The 26,309-nt window shown below is 39.3% G+C and carries 25 protein-coding genes; 15 read left to right on the forward strand and 10 right to left on the reverse strand.

From position 1 onward, the window contains the following. Nucleotides 1-42 precede the first annotated feature (42 nt). The 3 genes from hppD to P8O16_RS20400 form a co-directional block, all read right to left on the reverse strand. The gene (hppD, locus tag P8O16_RS20390) at nt 43-1,137 is read right to left on the reverse strand and encodes a 4-hydroxyphenylpyruvate dioxygenase (protein ID WP_300318183.1); all 1,095 of its coding nucleotides are present in this window, start codon (nt 1,135-1,137) and stop codon (nt 43-45) included. A gap of 74 nt (nt 1,138-1,211) precedes the next feature. Continuing rightward, nucleotides 1,212-2,213, reverse strand: coding sequence for a 1-acyl-sn-glycerol-3-phosphate acyltransferase (locus P8O16_RS20395; protein WP_300318186.1), 1,002 nt, complete (start codon nt 2,211-2,213; stop codon nt 1,212-1,214). Further along, nucleotides 2,214-3,140 (reverse strand): bile acid:sodium symporter family protein, encoded by a 927-nt coding sequence (locus P8O16_RS20400; protein WP_300318188.1) that lies wholly within the window; start codon nt 3,138-3,140, stop codon nt 2,214-2,216. A gap of 372 nt (nt 3,141-3,512) precedes the next feature. On the opposite strand from P8O16_RS20400, the gene P8O16_RS20405 reads away from it, so the two are divergent. Continuing rightward, a complete protein-coding gene (locus tag P8O16_RS20405) occupies nt 3,513-3,884 on the forward strand; it encodes a hypothetical protein (RefSeq protein ID WP_300318191.1) in 372 nt (123 codons plus the stop codon). Nucleotides 3,885-3,905: 21 nt separating this feature from the next. Here the strand turns inward: P8O16_RS20405 and P8O16_RS20410 are convergent, their stop codons facing one another. Together P8O16_RS20410 and P8O16_RS20415 are read right to left on the reverse strand one after the other, a co-directional pair. After that, on the reverse strand, nt 3,906-4,784 hold the full coding sequence (locus P8O16_RS20410; RefSeq protein ID WP_300318193.1) for an aldose 1-epimerase family protein: 879 nt from the start codon (nt 4,782-4,784) through the stop codon (nt 3,906-3,908). Between the two features lie 40 nt (nt 4,785-4,824). After that, nucleotides 4,825-5,553 (reverse strand): head GIN domain-containing protein, encoded by a 729-nt coding sequence (locus P8O16_RS20415; protein ID WP_300318196.1) that lies wholly within the window; start codon nt 5,551-5,553, stop codon nt 4,825-4,827. 205 nt (nt 5,554-5,758) lie between these two features. Between P8O16_RS20415 and P8O16_RS20420 the strand changes: the two genes are divergently transcribed. After that, the gene (locus P8O16_RS20420; protein WP_300318198.1) at nt 5,759-7,420 is read left to right on the forward strand and encodes an amidase; all 1,662 of its coding nucleotides are present in this window, start codon (nt 5,759-5,761) and stop codon (nt 7,418-7,420) included. Nucleotides 7,421-7,471: 51 nt separating this feature from the next. Here the strand turns inward: P8O16_RS20420 and P8O16_RS20425 are convergent, their stop codons facing one another. Next, nucleotides 7,472-8,344: a dimethylarginine dimethylaminohydrolase family protein gene (locus P8O16_RS20425; protein WP_300318201.1), complete on the reverse strand. Its 873-nt coding sequence runs from the start codon at nt 8,342-8,344 to the stop codon at nt 7,472-7,474. Further along, entirely contained in the window at nt 8,341-9,645 is a 1,305-nt protein-coding gene (locus tag P8O16_RS20430) for an APC family permease (RefSeq protein WP_300318204.1), read from the reverse strand. The genes P8O16_RS20425 and P8O16_RS20430 overlap by 4 nt, the downstream gene beginning before the upstream one ends. A gap of 58 nt (nt 9,646-9,703) precedes the next feature. On the opposite strand from P8O16_RS20430, the gene P8O16_RS20435 reads away from it, so the two are divergent. From P8O16_RS20435 to P8O16_RS20445, 3 genes are all read left to right on the forward strand, one after another. After that, nucleotides 9,704-10,786, forward strand: coding sequence for an SRPBCC family protein (locus tag P8O16_RS20435; protein ID WP_300318207.1), 1,083 nt, complete (start codon nt 9,704-9,706; stop codon nt 10,784-10,786). Nucleotides 10,787-10,896: 110 nt separating this feature from the next. After that, nucleotides 10,897-11,148: a hypothetical protein gene (locus P8O16_RS20440; protein ID WP_300318210.1), complete on the forward strand. Its 252-nt coding sequence runs from the start codon at nt 10,897-10,899 to the stop codon at nt 11,146-11,148. 47 nt (nt 11,149-11,195) lie between these two features. Next, nucleotides 11,196-11,774, forward strand: a complete 579-nt coding sequence (locus P8O16_RS20445) for a methyltransferase domain-containing protein (protein ID WP_300318212.1) — start codon at nt 11,196-11,198, stop codon at nt 11,772-11,774. A 52-nt stretch (nt 11,775-11,826) separates the two neighbouring features. Here P8O16_RS20445 and P8O16_RS20450 read toward each other — a convergent pair whose 3' ends face one another. After that, nucleotides 11,827-13,041 (reverse strand): serine hydrolase, encoded by a 1,215-nt coding sequence (locus P8O16_RS20450; RefSeq protein ID WP_300318215.1) that lies wholly within the window; start codon nt 13,039-13,041, stop codon nt 11,827-11,829. A gap of 176 nt (nt 13,042-13,217) precedes the next feature. On the opposite strand from P8O16_RS20450, the gene P8O16_RS20455 reads away from it, so the two are divergent. Continuing rightward, nucleotides 13,218-14,480 carry an NAD(P)/FAD-dependent oxidoreductase gene (locus P8O16_RS20455; RefSeq protein ID WP_300318218.1) on the forward strand — a complete coding sequence of 421 codons (1,263 nt, stop codon included), beginning with the start codon at nt 13,218-13,220 and terminating at the stop codon, nt 14,478-14,480. Between the two features lie 14 nt (nt 14,481-14,494). Here P8O16_RS20455 and P8O16_RS20460 read toward each other — a convergent pair whose 3' ends face one another. Continuing rightward, nucleotides 14,495-15,403 carry a ThuA domain-containing protein gene (locus P8O16_RS20460; protein ID WP_300318220.1) on the reverse strand — a complete coding sequence of 303 codons (909 nt, stop codon included), beginning with the start codon at nt 15,401-15,403 and terminating at the stop codon, nt 14,495-14,497. 82 nt (nt 15,404-15,485) lie between these two features. Here P8O16_RS20460 and P8O16_RS20465 point away from each other — a divergent pair, with 82 nt between their 5' ends. Genes P8O16_RS20465 through P8O16_RS20485 form a run of 5 tightly spaced genes read left to right on the forward strand, consistent with a single transcriptional unit; the run spans nt 15,486 to nt 21,677 of the window. Further along, nucleotides 15,486-16,454: a PmoA family protein gene (locus P8O16_RS20465; protein WP_300318223.1), complete on the forward strand. Its 969-nt coding sequence runs from the start codon at nt 15,486-15,488 to the stop codon at nt 16,452-16,454. Nucleotides 16,455-16,470: 16 nt separating this feature from the next. After that, nucleotides 16,471-17,841 (forward strand): Gfo/Idh/MocA family oxidoreductase, encoded by a 1,371-nt coding sequence (locus P8O16_RS20470; RefSeq protein WP_300318225.1) that lies wholly within the window; start codon nt 16,471-16,473, stop codon nt 17,839-17,841. Between the two features lie 7 nt (nt 17,842-17,848). After that, on the forward strand, nt 17,849-19,225 hold the full coding sequence (locus tag P8O16_RS20475; RefSeq protein ID WP_300318227.1) for a putative oxidoreductase C-terminal domain-containing protein: 1,377 nt from the start codon (nt 17,849-17,851) through the stop codon (nt 19,223-19,225). A gap of 54 nt (nt 19,226-19,279) precedes the next feature. After that, entirely contained in the window at nt 19,280-20,677 is a 1,398-nt protein-coding gene (locus P8O16_RS20480) for an NAD(P)H-binding protein (RefSeq protein WP_300318229.1), read from the forward strand. Nucleotides 20,678-20,726: 49 nt separating this feature from the next. Then, nucleotides 20,727-21,677, forward strand: a complete 951-nt coding sequence (locus P8O16_RS20485) for an aldo/keto reductase (RefSeq protein ID WP_300318232.1) — start codon at nt 20,727-20,729, stop codon at nt 21,675-21,677. Nucleotides 21,678-21,713: 36 nt separating this feature from the next. On the opposite strand, the gene P8O16_RS20490 is transcribed toward P8O16_RS20485, so the two are convergent. Then, entirely contained in the window at nt 21,714-22,334 is a 621-nt protein-coding gene (locus tag P8O16_RS20490; protein ID WP_300318235.1) for a phosphoribosylanthranilate isomerase, read from the reverse strand. A 130-nt stretch (nt 22,335-22,464) separates the two neighbouring features. On the opposite strand from P8O16_RS20490, the gene P8O16_RS20495 reads away from it, so the two are divergent. The 4 genes from P8O16_RS20495 (at nt 22,465) to P8O16_RS20510 (ending at nt 26,105) form a co-directional block, all read left to right on the forward strand. Further along, a complete protein-coding gene (locus P8O16_RS20495) occupies nt 22,465-23,154 on the forward strand; it encodes a hypothetical protein (protein WP_300318238.1) in 690 nt (229 codons plus the stop codon). Further along, complete coding sequence (locus tag P8O16_RS20500; RefSeq protein WP_300318241.1) at nt 23,141-24,805, forward strand: S8 family serine peptidase; 1,665 nt, start codon at nt 23,141-23,143, stop codon at nt 24,803-24,805. The genes P8O16_RS20495 and P8O16_RS20500 overlap by 14 nt, the downstream gene beginning before the upstream one ends. A 36-nt stretch (nt 24,806-24,841) precedes the next feature. After that, the gene (rpe, locus tag P8O16_RS20505; RefSeq protein WP_300318244.1) at nt 24,842-25,504 is read left to right on the forward strand and encodes a ribulose-phosphate 3-epimerase; all 663 of its coding nucleotides are present in this window, start codon (nt 24,842-24,844) and stop codon (nt 25,502-25,504) included. A 109-nt stretch (nt 25,505-25,613) separates the two neighbouring features. Further along, nucleotides 25,614-26,105: a hypothetical protein gene (locus P8O16_RS20510; RefSeq protein WP_300318247.1), complete on the forward strand. Its 492-nt coding sequence runs from the start codon at nt 25,614-25,616 to the stop codon at nt 26,103-26,105. Nucleotides 26,106-26,309: the final 204 nt, after the last annotated feature.

Raw genomic sequence — 26,309 nt, forward strand, 5'->3', positions numbered from 1 at the left:
TTATTGAGCAAAAAAAAACCGGTCTAAGACCGGCTTTTGTAATTATAAATTTCCTCTGAGCTCTTGCTCTCGTTCGATTGCTTCGAAAAGTGCTTTGAAGTTACCTTTTCCAAATGATTTGGCCCCTTTCCGCTGGATGATCTCAAAAAACAAGGTAGGGCGGTCTTGCACCGGTTTGGTGAATATTTGCAATAAATAACCTTCTTCGTCTCGGTCAACTAGGATATTGAGATCCTTAAGTGGTTGTAGATCTTCATCAATTTTACCTACTCGGTCCAATAAATCATCATAATACGAAGCTGGAACTTCTAAAAATTCAACTCCTCTCTTTCGAAGTTCTCCAACGGTATGAATAATATCATCCGTGGCAATTGCCATATGCTGTACCCCAGGTCCATTGTAGAAATCAAGGTATTCTTCGATTTGAGATTTTTTCTTGCCTTCAGCAGGTTCATTGATTGGGAACTTCACATAGCCATTTCCATTGGAAACAACTTTTGACATCAATGCGGAATATTCGGTGGATATATCTTTGTCATCAAATGTGATCAAAAGCTTGAATCCCATTACATTTTCATAGAATTCAACCCACTTGTTCATTTCTCCTAAGGCTACATTTCCAACGCAATGATCGATATACATCAACCCAATAGTAGTAGGGGTGTAGGTGCTTTTACGAGGCATATATCCCGGAAGGAAAACGCCCGTATAATTCTTACGCTCTACAAAAGTATGAATTGTATCTCCATAGGTTTTGATCGATGCCACCTTTACTTCTCCAAATTGATCAGAAAGGACTTTTGGCTCTGATTCAGATTCCGCACCTCTTGAAGTAGTTTCTAGCCAAGATTTTTCTGCATCATCAACCCAAAGAGCAAGCACTTTTACACCGTCTCCATGCTTTAGGATATGATCAGAAATGATTCCGCCTGTTTGAAGAGGAGATGTTAAGACTAATCTGATTTTTCCCTGCTTCAATACATAAGAAGCACGATCTCGAATACCTGTTTCAGGACCCGCATAAGCTATCAGTTCGTATCCAAATGCATATTGATAATACAATGCAGATTGTTTGGCATTTCCTACATATAGTTCTACGTAGTCGGTACCATTAAGAGGAAGAAAATCTTCAGACATGATTTCGTTATTTTTGGGTTAAAATCTACCTCAAAGGTAGAAAATCCTGCCAAATATTATTTGGTGTTCGCGAATTATTCCTGAGGGTTTTTATTTCCCCAAAGACTAATCCAAGCCATGATCAAAAAAGCGAGAGCCCAACTGCCAAGGGGAGTGTCTAATGCAAGCCAAAACAGGGAAAAGTACCAAATCGGTCCAAAAACGAATCCGATCAAAAACTTCCAAGTGCTATCAAAAACCTTATCCTTGACACTTGGACTTTTCCAAAGCCAGAGGAAAAAGAGTGGGAAATGAAATATTTTCATCAGCTTGTTTTTTAATCCTCCATGGGTTCTGATGGGATTTGGAACCTCTCCAGTTTTCAAAAAAAGTTCAACATCTTTTTTGGAGGTAAGATCTACTTCATTCTCGATCAACCTTTCCAAATGAGATTCATAATTTTCGATTGGAATGGTGACCACAAGCTTTTGGAGTGCTTTTTCGACAGATTTGGTAAGTAGACCGGATTTAGAGGCTGGCATGTCCACGGGAATGGGCCGGTCAAAAGTGATTCTTACTTTGCTGCCTGACCTTCGATGTGCACTGTAATCCATGGCTACCGGTAAAATGACCGGATTTTTTTCAGGATATTTTTCTTTAAGTCCAAATGCCATTCGGGTAAAGCCTTTGCTGAGTGGTCTAAGATTTCGAATAAGACTATGACTACCTTCGGCAAAAATGATTACAGTGCCATTTTTGCGAAGAACTTCAAAAGTTTGATCGAAGGTTTTTTGATTTTGCTGAATTGTAGAAAAACCATCTCTCACACGGTATACTGGAAGCATCCGGATTAAATCCAGCAGTTTAGCAGCAATTGGGTTTTTAAAAACTGAGGCTCGAGTTAGAAAATATGGGTTCAGTGAAGTGTGTGTGGCCAAAAGCAAAGGGTCCACCAAAGCATTTTGATGATTGGCTACCAAGATGATAGGGACATTCTTTGGGATGTTTTCTGATCCTTCGACCTTGATTTTTTTGAAATACCCATGAAGGGCGATTTTCACGATCAGACGAAGAAATGCATTTAGCAAGTATTTCATTTACTCAAATTCAACTTTTACAGGGAGTTTTTTTTGTTTCCATATACTGGCAATTGTCATTCCTGAGATCAAATGCCAGATTCCCCACCAGGCAGTGATGATTGCCATTCCTCCCAACCCATCAAAATAAGTGAAAATCAAGACGAGCCCCAAGCCTGAATTTTGAATTCCTGTCTCAATTGTAAGTGATTTGATATCGGTAATGGGCAAACCAAAAACTTTTCCTGTAAAAAAACCAGCTCCTAATGCCACTAGGTTATGAGCTAAAACCCAGAAGAAAATCAATGAAATGTACTTTTGGAAAATATCTAAATTCCCTATAAATGCAATAACCACGAATGCTGCAAAAATGAGAATGCTCAGCGGTTTCAATATTGCAGAAGCACGCTCAGCAAATTTAGGAAGGTATTGATGAGTCAGAATTCCCAAAATCAACGGAACACCGAGAATTAAGCCTACAGTCATGAAAACATCAGAATAATCTAGGCTTATATCTCGTAAAAGATTGGAGGTTGGGGAGTAGAAGCTAGCCCAAATCCCAAAATTCAAGGGAGTAGTCACGATTGATAAAATACTAGAAAATCCCGTCAGACTCACTGAAAGTGCAGTATTCCCTCCAGCAAGATTGCTCAAGAAATTTGATACGTTTCCTCCTGGGCAAGCTGCAACTAAAAACATCCCAAGTGCAACAGAAGGTGGTGGCTTCATGGCCAGCACTAGACACCAAGTCAAAAAAGGTAAAAGAAAAAATTGGGAAAATACCCCTAAGAAAAAGGCCTTAGGGTTTTTAAGTAGGTATTTAAAATCCTGGAACCTCAGATCAAGTGAAACTCCGTACATGATCAATGCAAGCGCAAGATTAAATAAAAGTAGATCGCTTGTAGAGAAATTTATCCGGATTGAATCGAGAGGTGAGGTTGGGTCCATATCAAGCAGCTAGCCTTAAAATTATGAAATCAGATTTAAGAAGAGGACCAAAGCTAATAAAGCTACTGATTAAAATATGTTTATCGAGTTGATGCTCTTTGAATTTCTAGAATGCGAGCTTCCTTCTGGCTTTCGTTTTAATTCTAATTTTAATATCCGATTTTTTGCCAGTAAATAGATTAAACCTTATTAGAAATAAGGGTAAAGCCTGAATTTGTTCTTTTCGTTATTCAATATTGAAGATCAATGAAATAAAGCCGATGACATCATTTCGGATAATCCTGTTAATTTCTATTTATTGCTTAATTTGATCTTCGAGCATTGTTATCTATTTCTGTTTTCCTTCGTAAAAGATTAAAAATCTCTTTTAAAATGAAAAAGTCGCTTTTATCTCTATTCATTCTTTTTTTCTTAATCACTGCCTGCAAAGAGGAAGAAGAACCAATTATTTATTGTGGGGTAGAAAATCCTGCTGAAAGTCTGACTTGGCTAAACACACTCACCGATGAATTAAATGACTCGTATTTTGGAGTTTATTTTTATGTCACTGCTGGCAAATACCAAAACCAAGAAGTCTTTCTGATCCGAAACTGTTGTCCAAATTGTAACACAATAATCTCAGTTTATGATTGTGAGGGAAAGGTCTTAGGTTTTCTAGGTAGAGATGGAGCTGGGATTGACCCGACGGAAATCAAAAATGAGGTCATCATTTGGAAAGGAACCGGCTTTGAATGTACGGTCTGAGAATTAAAATTTACTGCGGAGTTATTCCAAAATAGTAATTGAATAATTTTTTTGATCTGATTCACCCGGAGCTAACTTCAAGAGTCCTTCCTTCTCTTCAAAGTTTTGATTGGTGTCCACTGAGTCAGCAATTCCTAGCCAAGGCTCGATACATACAAATGGAGCTGATGGTTTTGCCCAAATCCCCAGGTAATTAAAATCTTGGTATTCTACAGCTAGTATCGGTCCGCGCTTCTGAGATACAAGAGCTACTTTTCTGGATATCAAATTTTTAAAAACCAAGGCATCATCATCAAAAAGATGGGAGTGAAGAGGGATGGTTTTGCTTTGATTTAGCATAGGGATACTACCCAAACCTATTAATCCATTTGGTTCGATCATACAGGTTGCATCAGTCTCGTCTTCGGGAAATTCTAAATAATAATCCTCGTATTTTTCATCTGAATGAAGTGGGCAGTTAAAAGCTGGGTGTCCTCCAATGGAATACAGCATAAAATCCTCACCTTCATTAGAAATATGATGCTTGACTTGAAGTGTTTTTCTATCCAATAAAAATTCAATTTCCAACCTGAACTTAAAAGGATAAGCAATCAATGATTCTTCGTCCCATGATAAAGCAAAGCGCAGGAAATTTTTTCCGGAAGCTATAAGCTTTGGTTTTAACGAATTCCTAACCAACCCATGCTTCTCCAGGGAATAGGTAATTCCTCTATAAGTCATCTGTCCTTTTTTCAAGGCTCCAACGATCGGGAATAATACTGGCGCTTGGCCTGCCCAGTAATCTGGGTTTCCTTGCCACAAGTATTCTTGATTAGAATTTTTTGAATGGATGGAGGAAAGCTCCATACCAATAGAATTGACTTGGATCCTTAGATCGGAGGATTCGATCTGATGCATCATAAAATTTTACTTTTTGAAAATTGAGGTTTGCGCCTCAAGGTTAGTTCCTGTTGACTTTTCCTATCCCGTTAATATCTTCTTTGATCACTTTAGGATTTCCACTATAATTAACTGATCCTATGCCATTTACTGTGATTGATAATTCTTCTTCACAATACACCTCGACCAGCCCTATTCCTGAAGAATTCAGCATCATTTTTTGGGAAATTAGTTTAGAAGCATCAATCTTACCCATGCCTTCGTTGGACAGACTAATTGTTTCTACAGTTCCTTTTAGGATAATATTCCCCATCATATTAAATGTTGCTTCGATAGTATTTGCCTCAATTTCCAAATCAATCTTTCCTATCCCATCACCGGAAATGATGATTCCGTCTACTTGGAATGCATTCTCAGTCTGAATATTCCCTACACCTTCAAAATTCAACTTACTTAGATCTGAGACAGTCACATAGATATCGGGTGTAAAGTCTTCAAATATATTTTTGACATTATCTTCATCTTTATATCCAATCTCCAGAACCTCTCCATTCTCAACAATTTCAAGTAACGCAACTGCCTTTTCATCACCTTCTACTCGAATCGACTCATTATCTCCTTGCTTTAGGTAAATATTGAGGATACCGGAGATTTTAACTTCGGAAATACCACTAAGCTTTCGCTCATCAGTTACATTTTCACCCGATTCTTGTCTTTCACGAGATGACCGGGAAGTGCAGGATAAAACGGCTAAAAAGGCCAAGGCTAGGAAATAGTGATAAGTTTTCATGTGCAGTGGGGTTGTTTTGTTTTCAAATAATAGAAATTAAAGATACTAATCATCTCGATTGAATTTTAGCAATCTAAAAAAAGGCGTATAAACCATGAAAATACAATAAGAAATCATGTGGAGTAATATCAATTTTTTCTTCGGAAATGTTCGGTTATCTTAATCCCGAATCAATCCAATTCGATTTATCTACCCAAACGCTTTTATGAACACGATCACACTTAGAGTTTTTCAGTTTTTACTGATTTCATTATTTGTTTTTGCTTGCAAAAGCAATCAAGCTCCGTTCACAAAAAGGGATATTAAAGCCAGTCAAAAGCTAATTGGCCTTAATTATTCAAATCAAGAGATTGATACCATGTATGATTACTTGGTAGAAAATAAACTTGGATATGACAGTCTTCGCCTATATAAAACTTCAGCAGAGACTTTTCCGGCAATGATGTTTGACCCGCATCCATTGGGGTTTGAATTTCCTCAGAAAAAAGAAAACCCCAAGTTTCTGATTCCAGAAGGAATAGAACTACCTGATGATTTGCAGGAAGTGGCATTTTTCTCTATTCCGCAGCTCGCCTCACTAATCAAAAATAGAAAAATCACTTCTGAGCAACTTACCCAACTTTATATCGATCGAATCAAACGTTTTGATGGGCAATTGCTGAGTGTGATTACTCTAACAGACAGCTTGGCTTTGGCGCAGGCAAAGAAAGCAGATAGGGAAATCGCGGCTGGAAATTATAAAGGCATCTTACACGGCATTCCCTACGGGGTAAAGGATCTGATGGCTGTGGAAGGCTACCCGACGACATGGGGAGCAAAGCCATACGAGGATCAAGTAATAGATTACACTTCTACGGTAGTTCAAAAATTGGAAGCTGAAGGTGCGGTACTAATTGCCAAACTAGTCTCTGGAGCCTTGGCTAGAGGAGACGTCTGGTTCGGTGGAAAAACCAAAAACCCTTGGGACCTTACACAAGGGGCTAGTGGTTCATCTGCAGGTTCTGGATCGGCAACTTCTGCAGGATTAGTAGCTTTTGCACTAGGTACAGAAACTTTGGGTTCAATCGTGGGACCTTCCAGTAGAAATGGCGTGACTGGACTTAGGCCTACTTATGGAAGAGTGAGTCGTCACGGCGTGATGAGTTTGAGTTGGTCTATGGATAAGATCGGTCCGATCGCGAGATCAGCAGAAGACTGTGAGATAGTTTTTGAGACCATTTATGGAAAAGATGTAAAAGATCCCAGTACAAATGACGTTCCCTTCAATCGGTCCTCAAAGACTGCAGGCCAATTGAAAGTTGCTTATTTAAAGGGGGATATAGATAAGGATACTACCGATGTTGGAAGGAATCTCCAGGCAACTTTGGAGTTGTTTCAAAATTTAGGAGTTCAACTGGATTCGATTGCTTTTCCAGCTGATTACCCGTATGCTGTTTTTGACATTATTTTGCGAGCAGAGGCTGGAGCGTTCTTTGATGAGTTGGTTCGATCAGGGGCAGTGGATACAATGGTCGAGCAACAAAAAAGTTCACGAACGAATTCGCTTCGGCAATCTCGATTTATCCCTGCGGTGGAATACCTTCAGGCAAATCGGCAGCGAAGACTTCTAATTGAAGAAGTAAATAAACTTTTTAGCCAATATGATGTGATTATTTCTCCCACTTCGAATATGCACCAACTGATGGGTACGAATCTAACTGGACATCCGGTGGTCTGCGTTCCAAATGGTTTAGATAAAAAAGGAAGACCTACGAGCTTTACACTAATTGGGAATCTTTACGATGAGGGTAGTATTTTAGCTTTGGCTAAAGCCTATCAAGCTGCCACTGAATTTGAAGAGGCGCATCCTCCTTTGTTTCAGAAATAGAAGAGAATCTCGCTTGAGTTCAGGATAAAATAACTTGTAAATTTAACCAGACTAGATCATTCTGTACAAAGGTCTGCTTAGACAAGTTGGTCCACCACATCCTTTTTGGCTAATTTCCTGACCCTCGTATTCTATCACTTCACATCCGACAGCTTTTAAACGTGCTACACTTATTGGGTTTCCTTTGACAATGAGGCACTTTCTTGGAGCCAAAGCCAGGACATTGCAACCCATTGAATCAAACTCTTCTTCTGGGCATTCGACCAAAGTAAATCCTCTTTTCATTAACTCCTCCCTGAAATATATTGGCATAAGAGGAGAATAAACCATAGCCAAATCCTTATCTAAAGGACTGATAATCGACATTAGATGAAATACGTCAGATGGTCCTTTGTAATGGGGAAGCTCTACTTGGAGGACTTCAATTCCTCTTGGCTCTAAAAAATTTCGAAGTTGTCTGATTCCTTCTAGGTTGGTTCGGTAAGTATGGCCTACAGCCAAAGTCTTTTCATCCAGCCAACACATATCTCCACCTTCGCAGGTTCCAGGTGCTTCCACTTTACCTAAAACTTTTATTCCATTTCCCTGACAAAAAACCTCTATTGACTTTGGTTCAGATTTCCTTGCCGCTTTTCCCATATTGCAAAGGATCAGACCAAAATCTGTTCCCAAAGCTGCATCCCGGCAATAAATCGAATCCATGCTCGTCTTGGATGCAGGAAGCAAATGGACTTCAGCGCCTAGATTTTCGAAGTATTTTTGGAACTCTGAATATTCTGTTTTTGATTTTGTGAAATCCACAGCAGAGAGATAATTCAATTCTTTCCATTCTGCGGCTATTTTTTCGGCTGATTCAAAAGCAGATTCTGCTGGTTTCAGGATAACACTTTTAATCAATCCATAGTCTGAGTGGCAAGTTTTCATTTTCGTTGTTTTTTATTGTAGATATAAACTGGGACCCCTAGTAGCATTCCAACAGTTCCCCAAAGTATCGCTTCTGTTCCCGAACCAAAGAATACCCAAATACTAAAGCCTAGTCCAAGCAAAGAAATGATTTTGCTTTTGAGGGTCCAGGTAAACCCTAACTTTTCTCCGAATGAAAAATAGGTATACACCAAAGCTGCAGATAAATAGAAAAATAAAGAAGTAATCGTACTTAGCAAAACCATAAAGGAATAAAGGCTGGCAAATCCTTTGGTCATATTTAGGATCAAAAGAATTGTCACAAAAACGCTGGAAACGATAATGCCGGTACTAGGCGAATTATTCTTGTTTTTAAAAGCCAGCGCTTTGGGAAGCAAGCCATCTTTTGCCATTGATTGGGCAATTTGTCCTTGAATCAAAATCCAACCATTCAGCGCTCCAAAAGTGGAAATACAAGCTCCTGCTGCAACCCAGTATTTTGCTCCACCTCCAAAAATTTTGGTCGCAGCATCACTAAGTGGGGCAAGACTTGAAGCTACTTCACCTGGAGGCAGCACACCAAACAGGGATATTGAACTGAACATGTAAAGAAAAACTACCAATCCAACTCCGATCAGTGTGCCTTTTGAAATGTTTTTCTCGGGATTCTTAATATTATCTGCTGGGATCGTAGCGGCTTCAATACCGAGGAAGGCATAGAAACAAAGCACTGACGCACCTAAAACTGCTTGAGCAGAAGAAGTTCCTGAAAGGTTGAAAGGAACGAAATGATCTGGGTTGAAAAAGAAGATTCCACCAACTGCGACAACTAAAACAGGGATTACCTTCAAAGCCGTTGTCAGCACTTGTAAGTTTCCTCCTGTTCGTATTGATCGGCTATTGATGGCAGTGAGTGTCCAAATCACAACCAAACTAATGATTGGTGATAAATAAGATGATTGCCCAATAGCAGGAAAGAAAACACTGAGGTAGCCTGTGAAAGTTAAAGCAATGGCCACATTGGTACTCCAAAGTGAAAGCCAAAATCCCCATGCCACTAAAAATGCGGGAAAATCCCCGAAAGCTCTTTTGGTATAAGCATAAGAACCGCCACTTTCGGGAATCACTTTGCTAAGCCGCCCCATCATATGTGCTAAAACTATTGCTCCTATCGCGGCTACAACCCAACCCAAAATGCTGATCCCTCCAAACTGCGCTAGAGCAGAAGGAAGAGTAAAAATCCCCGAGCCGATCATTCCCCCGGCAACCAATGCGATGACTGTAATTAATCCGAGCTGTCTAGGCGAAGAAGTTTTATTCAAAAGAAAACTGAATTGAGTGGAAATACTTATTTTGGAAGCAAACAAGATAATTAGATAATTGAAAGCTTTCCATATCCATCCCGATATTACTCAGGCAGAAACTTTGCCTTCTTCTTTTTACCGCTCGAAGGAGGTTTATGAGGAACTAATCGATAGGGTCTTCGCCAAAACCTGGCAATTTGTCGGAGATACTGGTTTAGTCTCTTTGAATCAGCAAATAAACCCATTTACTTTTTTGGAATTTGGTCTTGAAGAACCAATGATGCTGACCAATGATAATGGATCTATATCCTGTATCTCCAATGTCTGCACGCATCGTGGCAATATTCTTTGCCATGATCCCTGCAAAATGCGACAAATTACTTGCGCATATCATGGAAGGAGATTTGATCTTCAGGGGGGATTTCAACACATGCCTGAATTTAAGGAAGCTAAAGATTTTCCAAGAAAAGGAGATAACCTGCATCGCTTTCCGCTCAAGCAATGGGGGCCTTGGTTATTTACTGCATTAGAAGACTCTTTAGACTTTCAATTAGTCTTAGATGTCATGCAGCGTAAAGTGGGTTTTTTGCCTTTAAACGATTTTAAAGAAGATAAAAGTCGAAACAAGGATTACTTGGTCAATACGCATTGGGCCTTGTATTGCGACAATTATTTGGAGGGATTTCATATTCCTTTTGTGCATGACAGTCTAAATGCTGTGCTGGATTATAAAAAGTACGAGACGCAGCTTTATCCATATTGTAATCTACAAGTTGGTCATGCAGCAGGAGGGGAGCATGTGTTTGATTTACCAAAAGATCATGAAGATTATGGACAGAAGATCTCTGCTTACTACTTCTGGATTTTCCCAAATATGATGTTCAATTTTTATCCATGGGGCTGCTCAATCAACATTGTTAAACCTATTTCACTGAATCGAACCAAAGTTAGCTTCATCACTTATGTACTTGATGAGTCTAAACTTGACACCGGTGCAGGGGCTGCGCTAGATAAAGTAGAACGGGAAGATGAATTTGTGGTGGAAGGTGTTTTCAAGGGAATGTCTTCCAGAGTCTATCAAACTGGACGTTTTTCCCCTAAAATGGAACAAGGAGTTCATCAGTTTCAAGGTTTATTAGCGCAGTTTTTGAACTCTTAAATTTTGAGTCTCTGCTAGAGCTTCTTAACGCTTCATTGATTACAAATTCGAATTTGGAGTAGATTGTGGACCTTTCTATTTTGCAGACCTATTAGAACTCTCCCTTGTTTATGTTTGAAAGTCCCGATTACCCCAAAGCGCTAGATGAATCAGTTTTTGATTCCTGGCTTGAAAATGGGAGAAACAGTAAAATTTCATATGCCTATATTTTGATCGTTTGGGATGAACTTGAGGCTACCTACTTTCCGGTTTTTGTAGAAAATAGAGACCAAATTCAAGACTATGAGCCCTATGGACATTCCTCCCAAAGACAAACTCTTGTTGCAGCTTATGACCTGTATTCTGAATCACGAATCTCATGAGTTTTGAAAAGTAAGCCCTTCTAGTTGTTACTTAAATTTGAAACAGAATGGTTTTAGGATCTTATTCGGATAAGGATTTTGATGCGCTTTACCCCCTCAAAATGAGGAAGCTTTCAGGGACACACTGGACTCCTGTGGGAATTGCAAGGAAAGCAATTTCCTTCTTTGAAAATTCAGGATGTAAGTCGGTTTTAGATTTAGGATCAGGCCTAGGAAAATTCTGCCTGATCGCTGCAGACAGTTCGGGTATTAAAATTTCTGGCATAGAACAGCGGGAAAATCTGGTTCAACTCGCCAGAAAGATTGCTGTCAATCATCAACTTTCTAATCTGGAATTTATCCATGGAGATTTGATTTCCCTGGATTTCCGTGATTTTGACGGCTTCTACTTTTTCAATTCCTTCGAGGAGAATATCAATTCAAAAGACCCTCTAGACAGGCAAAGCAACATAAATTCGATTCAATATGAGCAACATATCTTAGCTCTTAGGGCGAAGTTTGATGCTTGTCCTATTAAAACCAAAATAGTCACCTATTGTGGCGAAGCTTCTGAAATCCCGGAAAGCTACCGATTGGTCCAGCAAAGCCACAAGGGGAAATTGCGGTTTTGGGAAAAGCAGATTTAAACCTCCCAAAATTGGTTTTTCATGATGCTGATGAAGTGGAAGTGAGAGCGATTTATTTTAAACTCTCCAGCACTAGCCTTACCAATTCTGCCTTATCGCTATTTGGAATCCATCTCGCTACAATCACTAAATCATTTTCCTGATCTACGTAGATCATATTTGTTCCAGCACCAATATGAAGAAAAGCGCTTTTGGGTGCATCTGGAACTTGTTTTTGATCCTCATTGAGGAAATAATTCATAAAACCATAACCTGGATTAGCAGGAGTAGGGGTTCGTGATTTGGCAATCCAGTTTTCAGGTATCAATTGTTTACCATTCCAATTTCCATTTCGAAGCGTCAAATATCCAAATCTTGCCTGATCCCAAGCTGAAAGCATCATCCCTCCACCCCAATGAGAGCCACCACTTACAGATTGAATTATCTGCCCGTCCAGGATCACAAAAGAGTTTTCATACCCAGTCCATCTCCACGTATCACTTGCGCCTATTGGATCCATTATTTCAGATTTTAATACTTGAGGAAGTGGTTTTCTCCACACGTTCAATAGAGCCAGCGCAAGTACGTTTACTCGTGTGTCATTGTATTCATAGACTGATCCCGGGGCATTTTGTGGTCTTGCTCGTTTTTCTTTCACACCCTCAGATGGACGATCGCCCCAGTCAGGTTTTCCCCAGAGCGTTCCTTCCCAATCTGAAGTCTGGCGGAGCAAGTCATCCCATCGGATTTGTCTATTGTGCTCTGTGTCAAATAGCTCAAAAACATCTTCTTCGAACAAATGATCGGATTTGTTCATCATTGCTTTCACTGGGTCATAAGGGTAAATAGGAGCCATATAGGGATAGACCAAATCCATTTCATCTTTAATCAAACCTGCCTCTACAGCGAGTCCTGCAGTAGTGGATAGAAAGCTTTTTGCAACACTAAATGTCAAATCTACCCGACTTGGATCACCCCACTCACCTACGACCATACCTTTGTAAATAATCAGACCGGCTGCCGAACCTCTGATTTTCATCGGACCCACAGGATATCCAAAAGGCTCCCGACCAAAAGCACTTTCATAATGTGCTATTTTAAGATTTGGGTTTTCGTTACTCTCATGAGTTTTTGCAAATTCAAGAGCCTCATTCAGTTTTGATTCGTTTATGCCGAGTTCGCTAGGTTTCACTTTTTTCCAGTCTCCTTTCGGAGGGAAATACTGCTGTGCAACAGTGGTTTGACTTAAAAACAGGAAGGCCAGAAGTGTGTTGATAAAGATTTTCATGGATTTGAACTTTGTTGCGAGTTTACTATTTTTTATCATTCATAATCTGCCATTCATCAAAAGCTCTTTCATCAGAAGTCAATAATTCTGGTTTTCTTTGTGGTTGCATTTCAAACCCTTCCTCCTTAGCGGAGTTATTCTTTGGAAAGAAAATCAAACCTATTCATATCAAAGTTATGACCGAAGCAAAACTTGACCCTAAAATCTACATCATCGGAGCTGGAATTTCAGGCCTTGTGGCGGCAATTGAGCTGGAGAAAAGTGGATTTTCTCCTGTTATCTTAGAAGGAAGTAATTCGATTGGAGGAAGAGTCAAGACTGATTTGATAGATGGTTTTCGACTGGATCAGGGGTTTCAGGTTTTACTTACGGCCTACCCTGAGGCTAAGAAATATTTGGACTATCAGGCTTTGAATCTAAAAAGCTTTGAACCTGGCGCAGTGATTTTTGATGAGCATGAATCTTTTATTATTACCGATCCGCTGCGAAATCCACTCCAAATTGTTGGAATGGCTTTTTCCAAAGTGGGTTCATTTTTGGATAAAGTGAAAATGTTCAGCCTTACTCAAAGCCTCAAAAAGAAAACTGTGGATGAGATCTTCAGTTCGGAATCAAGACCTACACTTCAGTACTTAAAGGAATATGGTTTTTCTGATCAAATTATTTCCTATTTCTTCAAGCCATTCTTCAGAGGGATCTTTCTTGAACCCCATTTGAATACCTCTTCCCGAATGTTTGAGTTTGTTTTTAAGATGTTTTCCATAGGAAATGCAGCTGTCCCGGCAAAAGGAATGGGGGAAATACCACAGATGCTTCGTCGTCAGTTGAGCAAAACTCAAATCTATTTTGAAACCCCCGTTAAACAAATAAAAAGCCAGGAGATTCATCTTGAGAATGGGGAGATACTAGCTGCTGATCGAATCATTATAGCTACTCAGCCGGATAGCGTATTGCCTCAAATGCAAGGTCAATTCGCTAAACCTAAGCATGTGACTAATCTGTATTTCACAACCCAGAAGTCATTTATGGCTCGCCCTATGATTGGATTAATTCCGGGTGATGGTCATTTGGTAAGCAATATTGTTTTTATGGATGATGTATCTGAGGAGTATAGTGCAGAAAATCGTTCACTATTGTCAGTAACCGTGCTGGATCACTCCTTTTCTGAAAAAGAGTTGATCAAAGCAGTACAGGCTGAGCTGGAAAGGATCTCAGGGATTAAAGGAGAATATTTCAAGCATCTGAAAACTTACGAGATTCCATATGCATTACCTACTTTGGATGATTTGAAATATGAAATTGCTTTTACCGAGACCAAGATTACCGAAAATGTATTCTTAGCAGGAGATTACCTTCTCAATGGTTCGATCAATGCAGCAATGACTTCAGGAAGACTCGCTGCTGAAGCCGTTAGCCATAGTTTTATGACTACCCACTGAACGGAAACTTAAAATTATTTTAAGGGAACATCTCCGGCAACGTATTGTAAACCATCCAAATAAAATCGGAGTAATCTAGGGTTATCAAAGCTTTGGGCATTGTGAGATGGGGAAATGTACATTACCCTACCTTTTTCCTCTGATCTGATCCAGGATACATAGGTCTTTCCCTCTTTCAACTCTTGACCTTCTCGTTGACCTTCAATTTCAGCATTGTTGAAATAAAGCAGCGGGGTGAAATCAAGATTTGCGTAAGCGTTTTTGTAGAAATAAGGTTCGTCTATATGGCTAAAACCTTCTACAGGAAATGCCTGAACCAATGGATGAGATGAATCTTCAAGACGTACCTGAAATTTTTGTTGCTTTGGATGGTAATCAAAACTTCCTCCAACTAATCGACTGAATTCATCGGAATTGTTTTGGGTGGTGATGGCTCCGTGAATAAGAAGTAATCCTCCACCGTTTTTAACATATCTACTAATATTCCCTTCCAATTCTAATGCTTTTGCCATCAAAACGGTTGAATCCGCATCTGAAGTTTCTCGGAGTTTATCCCAAAACAAATTACGATGGTCTGACTTAGAGCAGGTATTATTCAAAACAACCGCGTCGAACTGAGCTAAATTCTCTGGCTCAAACCAAGCGATGTCTTTGCTGCCAGTGACATCAAATACTTCAGCTTTCTCACTGATTATTTTGAGCATCTCTTCAGTATGAGGAATTACCCAATGATTGAATCCTGTATGAAGGGAAAAGACCAGGATTTTTTTCTTTTTCTTAAATTCAAAAGAAGTTTCTTCTGGTGCCAGTGATTTGATTTTTCCTTTCCAATTTTCATCTAAAGGGACTTCACTTAAATTTTGGCCTAAGGCTATTCCAGAAAAAGCAAAGAAAACGATTGCGTAGAAAACTAGGGTCTTCATTGGGTTTGATTGTTGAATAGTCTGTAATCTTTTTAGAATTTCAATAACTTTAAAAGTCAACACCCAATAACCTGATTTTTCTATGATTCGCAAAACATACCTTGGTCTCATTGGCATTTTGCTTTTACTTTCTACGGAATCGTTCGCGCAATCAGTCAGTTTGACTCAAAATGAAAATGGGGTAGATTTTAAGCTTGGAGACCGAGTGGTTCTAACCTATCAAACCGCGACTGCTAAAGTCCCTGATGGCGTAAAAAAAGACTATGAAAAGTCTGGATTTATCCATCCAATTACTTCCCCATCCGGTCAGGTATTGAGTAGGATCCAGCCTAAAGATCATTACCATCATTATGGGATTTGGGGACCTTGGACCCGTGCTACCATTGGTGGGAGAGAGGTCGATTTTTGGAATTTGGGTGACGGAAAAGGCAGAGTTGATTTTGGGGAAATTCTTTCGATGAAAGAAGCAGGAGGAGCGGCTGAACTAAATGTGAGGCAAAATCATCTAGACCTTACAGCTCCAGAAAGGGAGCGATTGGCAATCAAAGAAGATCTTCGAATCAAAGTAAAGCCTGCTGATCAGGGACGATACAGTGTAGATTATACAACGACCATAAGTACTCCATTAGAAGGTGGGATTTTATTAGATGATTACCGGTATGGTGGAGGTATTGGTTTTCGTGCGACTGAAGTATGGGGTGATGCAAATAGTACTATTCTTACTTCCGAAGGAAATGATCGTAAAACTGCCGACGGTACCGCTGCCAAGTGGATAATCGTACAAGGAGAAACAAAAGATAAGTCTGGAAAAAGTGGAATTCTTTTTTTAAGTCACAACACAAATAAAGCTCACCCTGAACCATTGCGGGTTTGGCCTGAAGGGCAATACGATGGTCAGGGAAATGTATTCATCGAGTTTTGTCCTATTCGCCACGAGTCTTGGGCAATGCAAAAAAATCATAATTATACCTTGAAATATAGAATGATTGTCTTCGATGGTGAACTCAGCCCTCAGGAGGCTGAGGCCTACTGGAAGGCATTTGTAAAATAACAATAACCCAAAAATCATGAAACGAAGAAACTTTATCAAAAACACAGCATTAGCCAGTGCTGCCATTGGATTTCCAACGATCGTTCCGTCTTCCGTTTTTGGAAAAAATGCACCTAGTAATAAGATTAATATTGGTCAAATCGGCTGCGGACGCATCGCCAGAGATCACGATATGCCGGGAGTCTGGCAGCATGATGTAGCTCGAATAGTAGCTGTTTCTGATCTGGATTCCAACCGAATGGCAGATGGTAAAAAACATGTAGAGAACTACTATACAAAAAAGATGGGATCTCCCTATTTGGACGTGAAGCAATATGCAGATTACCATGATATGCTTGCTGATAAAGATATCGATGCTGTAGTGATCAGTACACCGGATCATTGGCATTCTCAGCCTGCTATGGAAGCTGCTTTGGCAGGAAAGCATGTGTATGTACAGAAGCCTACTTCACTAACTATTAAAGAGGGAAGACAACTCGTGGAAATGGTTAATAAAACCGGAATTGTACTTCAGTTGGGCACACAGCAACGCTCCAGTGAGCAATTTAGAAAAGCTGCCGAATTGGTGAGAAATGGAAGAATTGGTAAGCTTCATACGGTACGAATTGGACTTCCGGGTGATCCATCAGGTCCAGATGCGCCAGCGATGCCAATTCCCAAAAATTTGAATTACGATATGTGGCTAGGCTCAACTCCTGAGGTCCCTTATACGGAGATTGGGGTTCATCCGCAAGTTGGATATGATCGTCCGGGTTGGTTGAGATTAGAGCAATACGGTGCAGGAATGATTACCGGTTGGGGGCAGCATCATTTTGACTCAGCAGCTTGGGGAATGGATACTGAATTAACCGGTCCACGATTCATTGAGGCAGTTGCAGAATTCCCTCGATCAGGTCTTTGGAATGTTCATGGTGACTTTATGGTGAAAGCAGAATATGAAAATGGAATAAACATGTTTACCAGTGGAGGCTATCCAAATGGAATTCGATATGAGGGAACTGAGGGATGGATATGGGTTTCTCGAGGAAGTTATACCGCCTCTGCTTCAGATCCAGTTTCCAAAGAAGCAAGTAGCAAAGCACTTGATGCATCTGATCCTAAGATTTTGGATTCAGTTATCGGGCCAGATGAGATTCAACTGTTGCGAAGTACTGAGCATCATGGAAATTGGTTGGGCGCAATTCAAGGCCAGAATGAATTGCTTTCTCCAGCTGAGATTGGTCATCGTTCTTGCTCAGTTTGCTTAGTGAGCCATATCGCGATGAAACTTGGAAGAAAGCTGGAATGGGATGCTAAATCGGAAACATTTGTTAATGATTCGGAAGCAAATTCACATTTGAGTCGGCCACAACGTGCACCTTACGGCACGAATAATATAAAAGTCTAAACTGAAAATGAAATTATTAAAACCAATCCTGGGAATTCTATTGATGAGTTCAATCTTTGGATGTGAAACGAAAAATTTGGAAAACTCAACACCACCTTCAGAATCCAAGATAAAAATCATGGCTTTGGATCCGGGACATTTTCATGCCGGCCTGATTCATAAGACCATGTATCCGGAAATCGATTCTACCATTTATGTATTCGCACCTGAGGGTCCCGAATTGAAAGATTACCTCAATCGTATTGCAGGTTACAATGAGCGGAATGAAAATCCGACTGCATGGAATATCAATCTTGAAATAGGGCCAGATTACCTGGATAAGATGATCAGATCAAAGCCTGGGAATGTGATGGTGGTAGCAGGAAAGAATGATTTGAAGATTGACTATATCACTGCAGCTATAGAAAACGGGATTAATGTCTATGCTGATAAACCTTTGGTGATCAATTCGCAAGGTTTTAAGAAACTTATAAATGCTTTTGAATCAGCTGAAGAAAAAAATCTGATGCTCTACGACATCATGACTGAGCGATACGAGATTAGTACGATTTTGCAGCGGGAGTTATCTCTGATCCCAGAAGTATTTGGCACGCTGGAAGATGGCACTCTGGAAAACCCTGCAATTACCAAAGAATCAGTGCACCATTTTTTTAAATATGTTTCCGGGCAAGCTTTGATCCGTCCAGATTGGTTTTTTGATGTGGAACAAGAGGGGGACGGAATCGTCGATGTGACCACTCATTTGGTTGATTTGATTCAATGGGAAGTTTTTCCAGGAGAAATTCTTGATACCACTCAAGTTCAAATGCTTTCAGCTAAAAGATGGACAACAGAATTGGATTTGAATCAATTCAAAGAAGTAACGGGTAAAAGCGAGTTTCCGGATTTTCTTCAAAAAGATTTAAAAAATGACAAGTTGCAGGTGTTTTCAAATGGAGAAATGAATTACACCTTGAAAGGTAAACATGCGAAAATAAGTGTTATCTGGAACTATCAGGCTCCTGAAGGAACAGGAGATACTCATTACAGCATGATGCGAGGTACAAAAGCCGATTTGATTATTCGTCAAGGGAAGGAGGAAAATTACAAACCGAGTCTTTATGTCAGACTTCATGAAGCCCAATTTGAAAGCTTGGAAAAAGCTATTCAGCAAACACTTCAAAGTAAATTCCCTGGACTTACAATTACTAAACAAAGTAGTGGGGAATATTTGATAAATATTCCTGAAAGCTATCATGTTGGTCATGAGGCTCATTTTGCTCAAGTAACTGAGCGATTCTTGGAATACATGAATGCAGGTAAAATGCCCGATTGGGAAGTGCCGAATATGATCGTTAAATATTTTACGACCACACAAGCGCTGGAGAAAGCTATGGAGAAATAATCGGCTTTATTGAACTTACCCTACTTAAATCGGTTGAATAGGGAAATACTTTTTATGAACCAACAAGCCACAGTAACTCCAAAAAAACTCACAATCGCAATAGCTGGTGCGGGAGGGTATATCGGTCGCTGGTTTATTCATCGATTTAAGGATAAGTATAACATTGTTGCACTTAGCAGAAAGAAGTTAAAGTCCAATCCCAACCCTCAAGTAGAGTGGAGGCAGGTAGAGTTATACTCAATCTCAAGCACGATTGAAGCATTAAGAGGAGTCGACGTGGCGATTTATTTGGTGCATTCAATGAATGCTTCTACCCGTTTAAATCAAGGGAGTTTTGAGGATACTGATTTGCTTTTGGCAGATAACTTTAGCCGGGCAGCTGCTATCAACGGTGTCAAACAAATTATTTACTTAGGCGGACTTTTGCCTAAGGAACCCGAAGAAAAACTCTCAAGACATTTGAAGAGTAGATTGGAAGTGGAAATGACCTTAGGTTCCAGAAGTGCAAAACTAACGGCACTTAGAGCATCAATTATTGTAGGACCGGGAGGATCCTCCTTTGATATGATCAAAAATCTGGTAAGGAGACTTCCAGTGTTAATGTGTCCCAAATGGACTGAATCCCTTACTCAGCCTATTTCTCTCAAGGACACTTTGGATATAATGGATACCTGTATCGGGAATCCCTCTGTTTATAATAAACCCATTGAAATCGGAAGTCCAGAGGTGATGTCTTATCGAAAAATGCTGGAGCGAACCGCCGAAGTGATGGGGAAAAAGCGATTGGTTTTTTCTGTGCCGGTTTTTTCATTGGGACTATCAAAATTTTGGGTGGGTTTATTTGGAGACAGTCCGCCACAGCTGGTTTCGCCTTTGGTCGAAAGTTTAAAACATACACTGACTGTATCACCCGAATTGGCTTTTAAAGAAAAAGAAATTAGCTATCTGAGTTATGAAGAATCGGTTGATGAAGCTCTGAATTCCAAGGAGAGTCCCCAAATGCCTACATTCTATGAGAAAAAGGGTGTAAAAAATACGGTCAGAAGTATTCAACGAATGCGGAATCAAAATGGGAATTCAGCTATTTGGGTTGCCAATAGATACAACCTTTGGTTGCCCAGTTTTTTCAAATTCCTAATCAATGGTAAAAGGAATGAAAACGGAGATATCGGGTTCCACCTTTTGAACGGAAAAAAACCAATGCTCCAGCTTACCATGATACCTGATCGAAGTGATGAGGATCGTCAGCTATTTTATATCACAGGAGGCTGGTTGGTTCGACGGTTTGACTACGGTTGGCTAGAGTTCAGAGGAGTATTGAACAATCGATACATGATTTCTGCCATTCATGAATTTGTTCCGAGATTACCTTGGTTTATTTATGTCAATACGCAAGCTAGGTTGCATCTTTGGGTAATGAATCGGTTCAATTCTTATTTAAAAAAGAAATGATTGATACATACTTATGTTTTGAAGCTTTACCTAAATAAACTTTACCAAAATGAAACATTTAACATTTAAAAACGGAGATCAGATTCCAATCCTCGGATTGGGAACTTGGAAAAGTAACCCTGGAGAAGTTAGAAAAGCGATATTTTGGGCTATTGAGGCTGGATATAGACATATTGATTGTGCAGCAATCTATCAAAATGAAAAAGAAGTTGGTCAAGGGATCGCGGATGCAATTGAAGCAGGTCTTGTGAAGCGAAAAGATCTTTTTGTGACTTCCAAACTTTGGAACAGTGCCCACCGTCATGAAGATGTTTTGCCCGCAATTCAAAAAACGCTTTCAGATTTGAGATTGGATTACCTTGATCTTTATTTAATTCATTGGCCTTTGGCATTTAAATCAGGAGTTTCCTTTGCCCAAAAAATAGAGGAATTCTACACCTACCATGATGTGCCTCTAAGCCAAACTTGGGAAGCAATGCAGGATCTTAAAGTTAAAGGTTTAGCAAAGCATATCGGAGTCTCTAATTTCAATCAAAGTAAGTTGAAAGAAATTATGGGAATAGGAGGGCAGCATCCGGAAATGAACCAAGTGGAAATGCATCCATTTTTACCACAAGAAGGATTGGTTAATTTTTGTTTGGAGCATGGGATATTGATGACGGCTTATTCTCCATTGGGATCACCGGACTCTCGAAACGAAAAGCATGTCGAAGACCCAAAACTTTTGACTAACCCCATCGTGAAGGAAGTCGCTTCCAAGCACGGAATATCTGAAGGTCAAGTCCTCATCGCCTGGTCTATTGCCAGAGATATAGCTGTAATTCCAAAGTCGACCAATGAAGGAAGAATTAAGGAAAATTTTGAAGCGTCAAAAATTCAGCTTGATGATCATGATATGATGGAACTTCGGGATATAGGCGTGAGCCATCGATTTGTAGACGGTACATTTTTTACCGGCACGAACAGTCCCTACAAATTATCTGATCTTTGGGATAGTTAAAAAAATTGCTGTCGGAATGCTCCGACAGCAATTTTTTTATTCCTCGACTTCTAAAGCTTCCAAGATATCAGCCAATTCGTTGAAATCCTTTAGGCCAGGTTTTATTTCATCTCCTCCAGTTAAAGCTATTCCTTTTAGATTCAATTCTTTTACTAGCTTATTGACATTTTTTGCAGAAATGTCAGTTCCTAAAATGACTTTGCAGTAAGTGCTTAATTTTTTCACAGCTTCTAGATCATCTTGGCTCAAATGAAGATCTTTTGAAGTGACATGAAAAATAATTCCTGATTCAGAAAGCTTCTCCGCAACATCCTCTTCCATTCGATAGACTTCTTCCAAATTCATTTTGTAGATTAATCTAAATCCTTTTCCTTCGAAGGAAATCAAAGGGTCTAATCTATCACGTTCTATCCATTTGATTTCCGGATATTCTTTGAGTGTTTCAAGAATCTGAGATTCAGTATAGGTTTCAAATTCTCCAACAAATTCAACTCCTGAAATCCAGCCTGTTATTTCCTTGAATTGGGTAGGACTTACATATCGATCGGCATCTTTCTCTAAGGAAAAACCTAATAAGTCTACATACATCCCTGCACAATATCTTGCATCACTGAGATTGGTAATTCCGCTGATTTTTACAAAAGTACTTAAAGCCATGGGTTCTTAATTTTTAGAGATACGAAGGTAGCCAAGATGATTTAATAGAAAAAAGTGAAAGCACTATATCAATTATCAGTCAAAAGATTTATTAATCAAAAACTAGTATTTTTGGGCATATTATAGATTTATGAGAAAGCATTTGGGCTTTATTTCATTGGTTGCTCTTATCTTTTTTTCTTCTTGTGAACGAGAAGTAGAAGAATCCATTATTGAGATTGGATTTGATTTTCAACCCTTGGGAGTTGGTAATTTTTGGATCTATGAAGTAGATCAGACAACTTATTTTGGGGAGAATGATTCTGAGCAGGAACTTTTCTTTTACCGCGATCATATCAGAACTTTTTACCTGAATGAGGCAAAGGAGCAGGTTTTTATAGTGGAGCGTTTAAAATCCAGTGATAAACAAACTTGGGTGTTAGAAAAAGAGTATACCCTTATTCTAAGGGATTTTACGCTAATCAAGACTGTGGATAATCAACCGCTGGTATCCTTTGTTTTTCCACCCAAAATTGGGAGAGTTTGGAATGGTAATATTTACAGAAATGATATTAGAGATGACTTTGAGATAGATTCAGTGCAAAATGGACCCGCTAATGGGATAGATTTTGAAATTGGATATAGGGTTCTGCAGGAAAAAAGTGATGATAAAATCACATTCAGAGATATACGCTATGAGTACTATGGAAAAGGAATTGGCATGACAGAATATTTCGCTGAAGTTTTAACATATTGCTCCAGAAATGATTGTCTTGGAGATGAAATAATTGATTCTGGATCTAAAATCCAGATGAATCTGATTGAATATGGCAATGATTAAGCGAGCATTATTTTTACTGTTTTTTTGTAGTCTTGGGCTTAATTTATTTGCTCAGGATAGGTATGCTGTATTTTACAAATTTAAACCGCAGACAAGTCTTTCCTTGGAAAGACCCGATGAGTTTTTGTCTCAAAAAGCATTAACGAGAAGAGCTAAAGAGGGAGTGCAGGCAGATAGTTTGGATTTACCTGTAGCTAAAAAATACGAGGATCAGATATCGGAGCTCTCAAATTACATATTATACTCCAGCAAATGGTTTAATGCGACTATTGCAGTCACTGATGAGACTGGAGCGATCGAGATGGCAAGTTTGCCATTTGTGGAAAAAGTAGAGCTAGTGGGAAGAGGTTTCATTCCAAGTCCAAATGCTCGGATTGAAAAAAAACCTTCTATCTCGGTCCGTAATAAGTTTTATCCACCAAGTGGAGAGAATAAGCGTAGTCTTGCTTCACAGGAAAATCCCTATGATTTTCAGAATGAACTTTTGGGAATCAATCAAATGCTGGAAGAAGGCTACAGCGGCGAAGGAATAACAATAGCTGTTTTTGATGCTGGTTTTCCTGGTGCCAATACTTCCTCAGCATTGACACATTTGGAGACCAATAATCAGATTCTTGCTAAGAGAGATTTCGTAAGACCTTGGAATACTAACGTATATCAGGACAACCAACACGGGACTAATGTACTTTCTCTTATTGCCTCCAAGGATCCGAACGTACTTATAGCAGGTGCTCCGGATGCAGATTATATTCTGGTCATGACCGAAGAAGTAGCAACAGAATATCGTGTGGAGGAATATAATTGGGTAAGAGGTGCCGAGTTTGCTGACAGTCTTGGAGTAGATATAATTTCCAGTTCTGTAGGTTATTGGGATTTTGACGATGCTTCTATGAATTATACTGTAGCAGATTTGGATGGTGAAACTACTGTGATAACCAAGGGTGCTACAATCGCTGCTTCAAAAGGAATATTGGTAATAAACAGTTCTGGGAATTATGGATCCGGAGAATCTTCATTAGTAGCTCCTGCGGATGCTCGAGGAATATTAGCTATTGGAGCCGTAAATAAGGATCTTTCTGTTTCAGCTTTCAGCTCTCGAGGACCTACGGGGGATGGGAGAATCAAGCCTGATTTGGTAACCTTTGGAAATGGGGTGGCATTAGTCCGTTTCAACGGAAGTGTAGGCTTTGCAAACGGAACTTCGTTTTCAGCCCCTCAAATTACAGCATTAGCAGCCGGACTTTGGCAGGCTGAACCTGAGTGGACTAAAGACGAATTGATTGAGAGATTATTGGAGAGTGGAACCCAAGCTGATAATCCAGATAATTTAATCGGTTTTGGGATTCCAAATTTTCGGGATGCACTATATGGAGAAATCCTTTCAGTCGAAGAAAATCGAGAAGAAATTCTCTGGAAAGTCTATCCAAATCCATTGGTAAGTAATCAGCTTCAGATTTTCTTTGGTACAAGTACATCCAGTGAATTCACTCTGCTTGATATGAATGGTCGTCCATTGATAAAGTCTAATTTAAACCGATACAGTGTAAAGGATCCTTATCAAATTACACTTGAAGGTATTAAGCAAGGAATTTATTTGATTCAAATGCAGGATGGTCAGCAAATCAAACATGCCAAGCTTTTTCGTCAGTAATTTAATTACCTAATTTTATTTAATCCATAATTCACCATGTATCCATCGATTGCTCCTTCTATTTTAGCTGCCGATTTTGCCAATTTACAGTCTGAAGTAAAAATGCTAAATGACTCCAAAGCAGACTTTATTCATGTGGATATCATGGACGGAGTATTTGTGCCAAATATTTCTTTTGGAATTCCAGTCACTGAGGCAATTTACAAACATGCACAAAAGCTATTGGACGTTCACTTGATGATTGTGGACCCGGATAAGTATTTGGAGGCATTTCGAAATGCAGGAGCAGAAGTGATCTCAGTTCATTATGAGGCTTGTCCACATCTACATCGTACCCTTCAAGCTATCCATCAACTTGGTGCAAAGGCTGGTGTAGCAATCAATCCCCACACGCCTATTGAATTGCTCAGCGAAGTAATTTCAAATATCGACGTGGTTTGTGTGATGTCGGTAAACCCTGGATTTGGGGGACAAAAATTTATAGAAAATACATATTCTAAAATCGATCGTCTTAAGGAATTGATACTTTCAAAAAATTCGAAAGCACAAATCGAAATCGATGGTGGAGTGAATGCTCAAAACGCCCCAAAATTGATCGAACGAGGAGCAGATATTTTAGTAGCTGGCAGCTTTGTTTTTAATTCAGATGATCCTATTAAAACAATTGCAGATCTGAAGGCAATCAGGATAAAAGACTAATATCTGTTGCCATTTATCATAAATTAACTTAATAACCCCGAAGAATCCTTGATTTTTCGGGGTTTGATTTTTTTATTGCAAATTGATAATCAACTATTAACAGAAGAATATGAAAAAATTGATGCTTTTGGGAATGTTTTTTTCCATGATGGGATTGGCAGCTTATGCGCAAGATGAAGCGGTAACGGATGAAGAACTTGCAAAGTTTGCGAACGTGGAAGTCATGACATCTAATTATGTGGATGCAAAAACAGAGGAATTAAGAAATATGATCCTTAATAATGAAAATATTGATGGAGGCGCTCGATATAATGAGATCAAAGCTGCTTGGGGAGATGAAGCAAAAATGACCGAAGCAAATATTACTGACGCTGAAAAAGCTGCATATCAAGCAGTACAGGATTTTCAGAATTCCCTTCAGGAAAGTGTCAAAGAATATAAAACTGAGCTAATCATGGATGATACGATTCTTGGCGCTGGTACTTATAATAAAGTAAATGGTGCAATCAAGGAAGATCCTGCACTTAAAGCAAAGCTTGATGCAATGATTGAGGCTCAAAAAGCCAAAGAATCTGCTGAGAAAGCTGAAGACGGAAAGTAATCTCAAATTGAATTTTATATGAAAGCCTCCTATTCGGGAGGCTTTTTTTATATTTACACACCAAAACATTTTACTGCTTCGTTAGAAAAATATGTATATCCGCAATCTTGCCAGTATGATTAAATCGAAGCAATGATGAGTCTGTCAAAGAGTTTTTGACCGAAGTATCTTCTGTTGAGCTTGTAACAAAACTCGTCTAGGTAA

It is taken from the genome of Algoriphagus sp. (genome assembly GCF_029254265.1).
GTDB lineage: Bacteria > Bacteroidota > Bacteroidia > Cytophagales > Cyclobacteriaceae > Algoriphagus.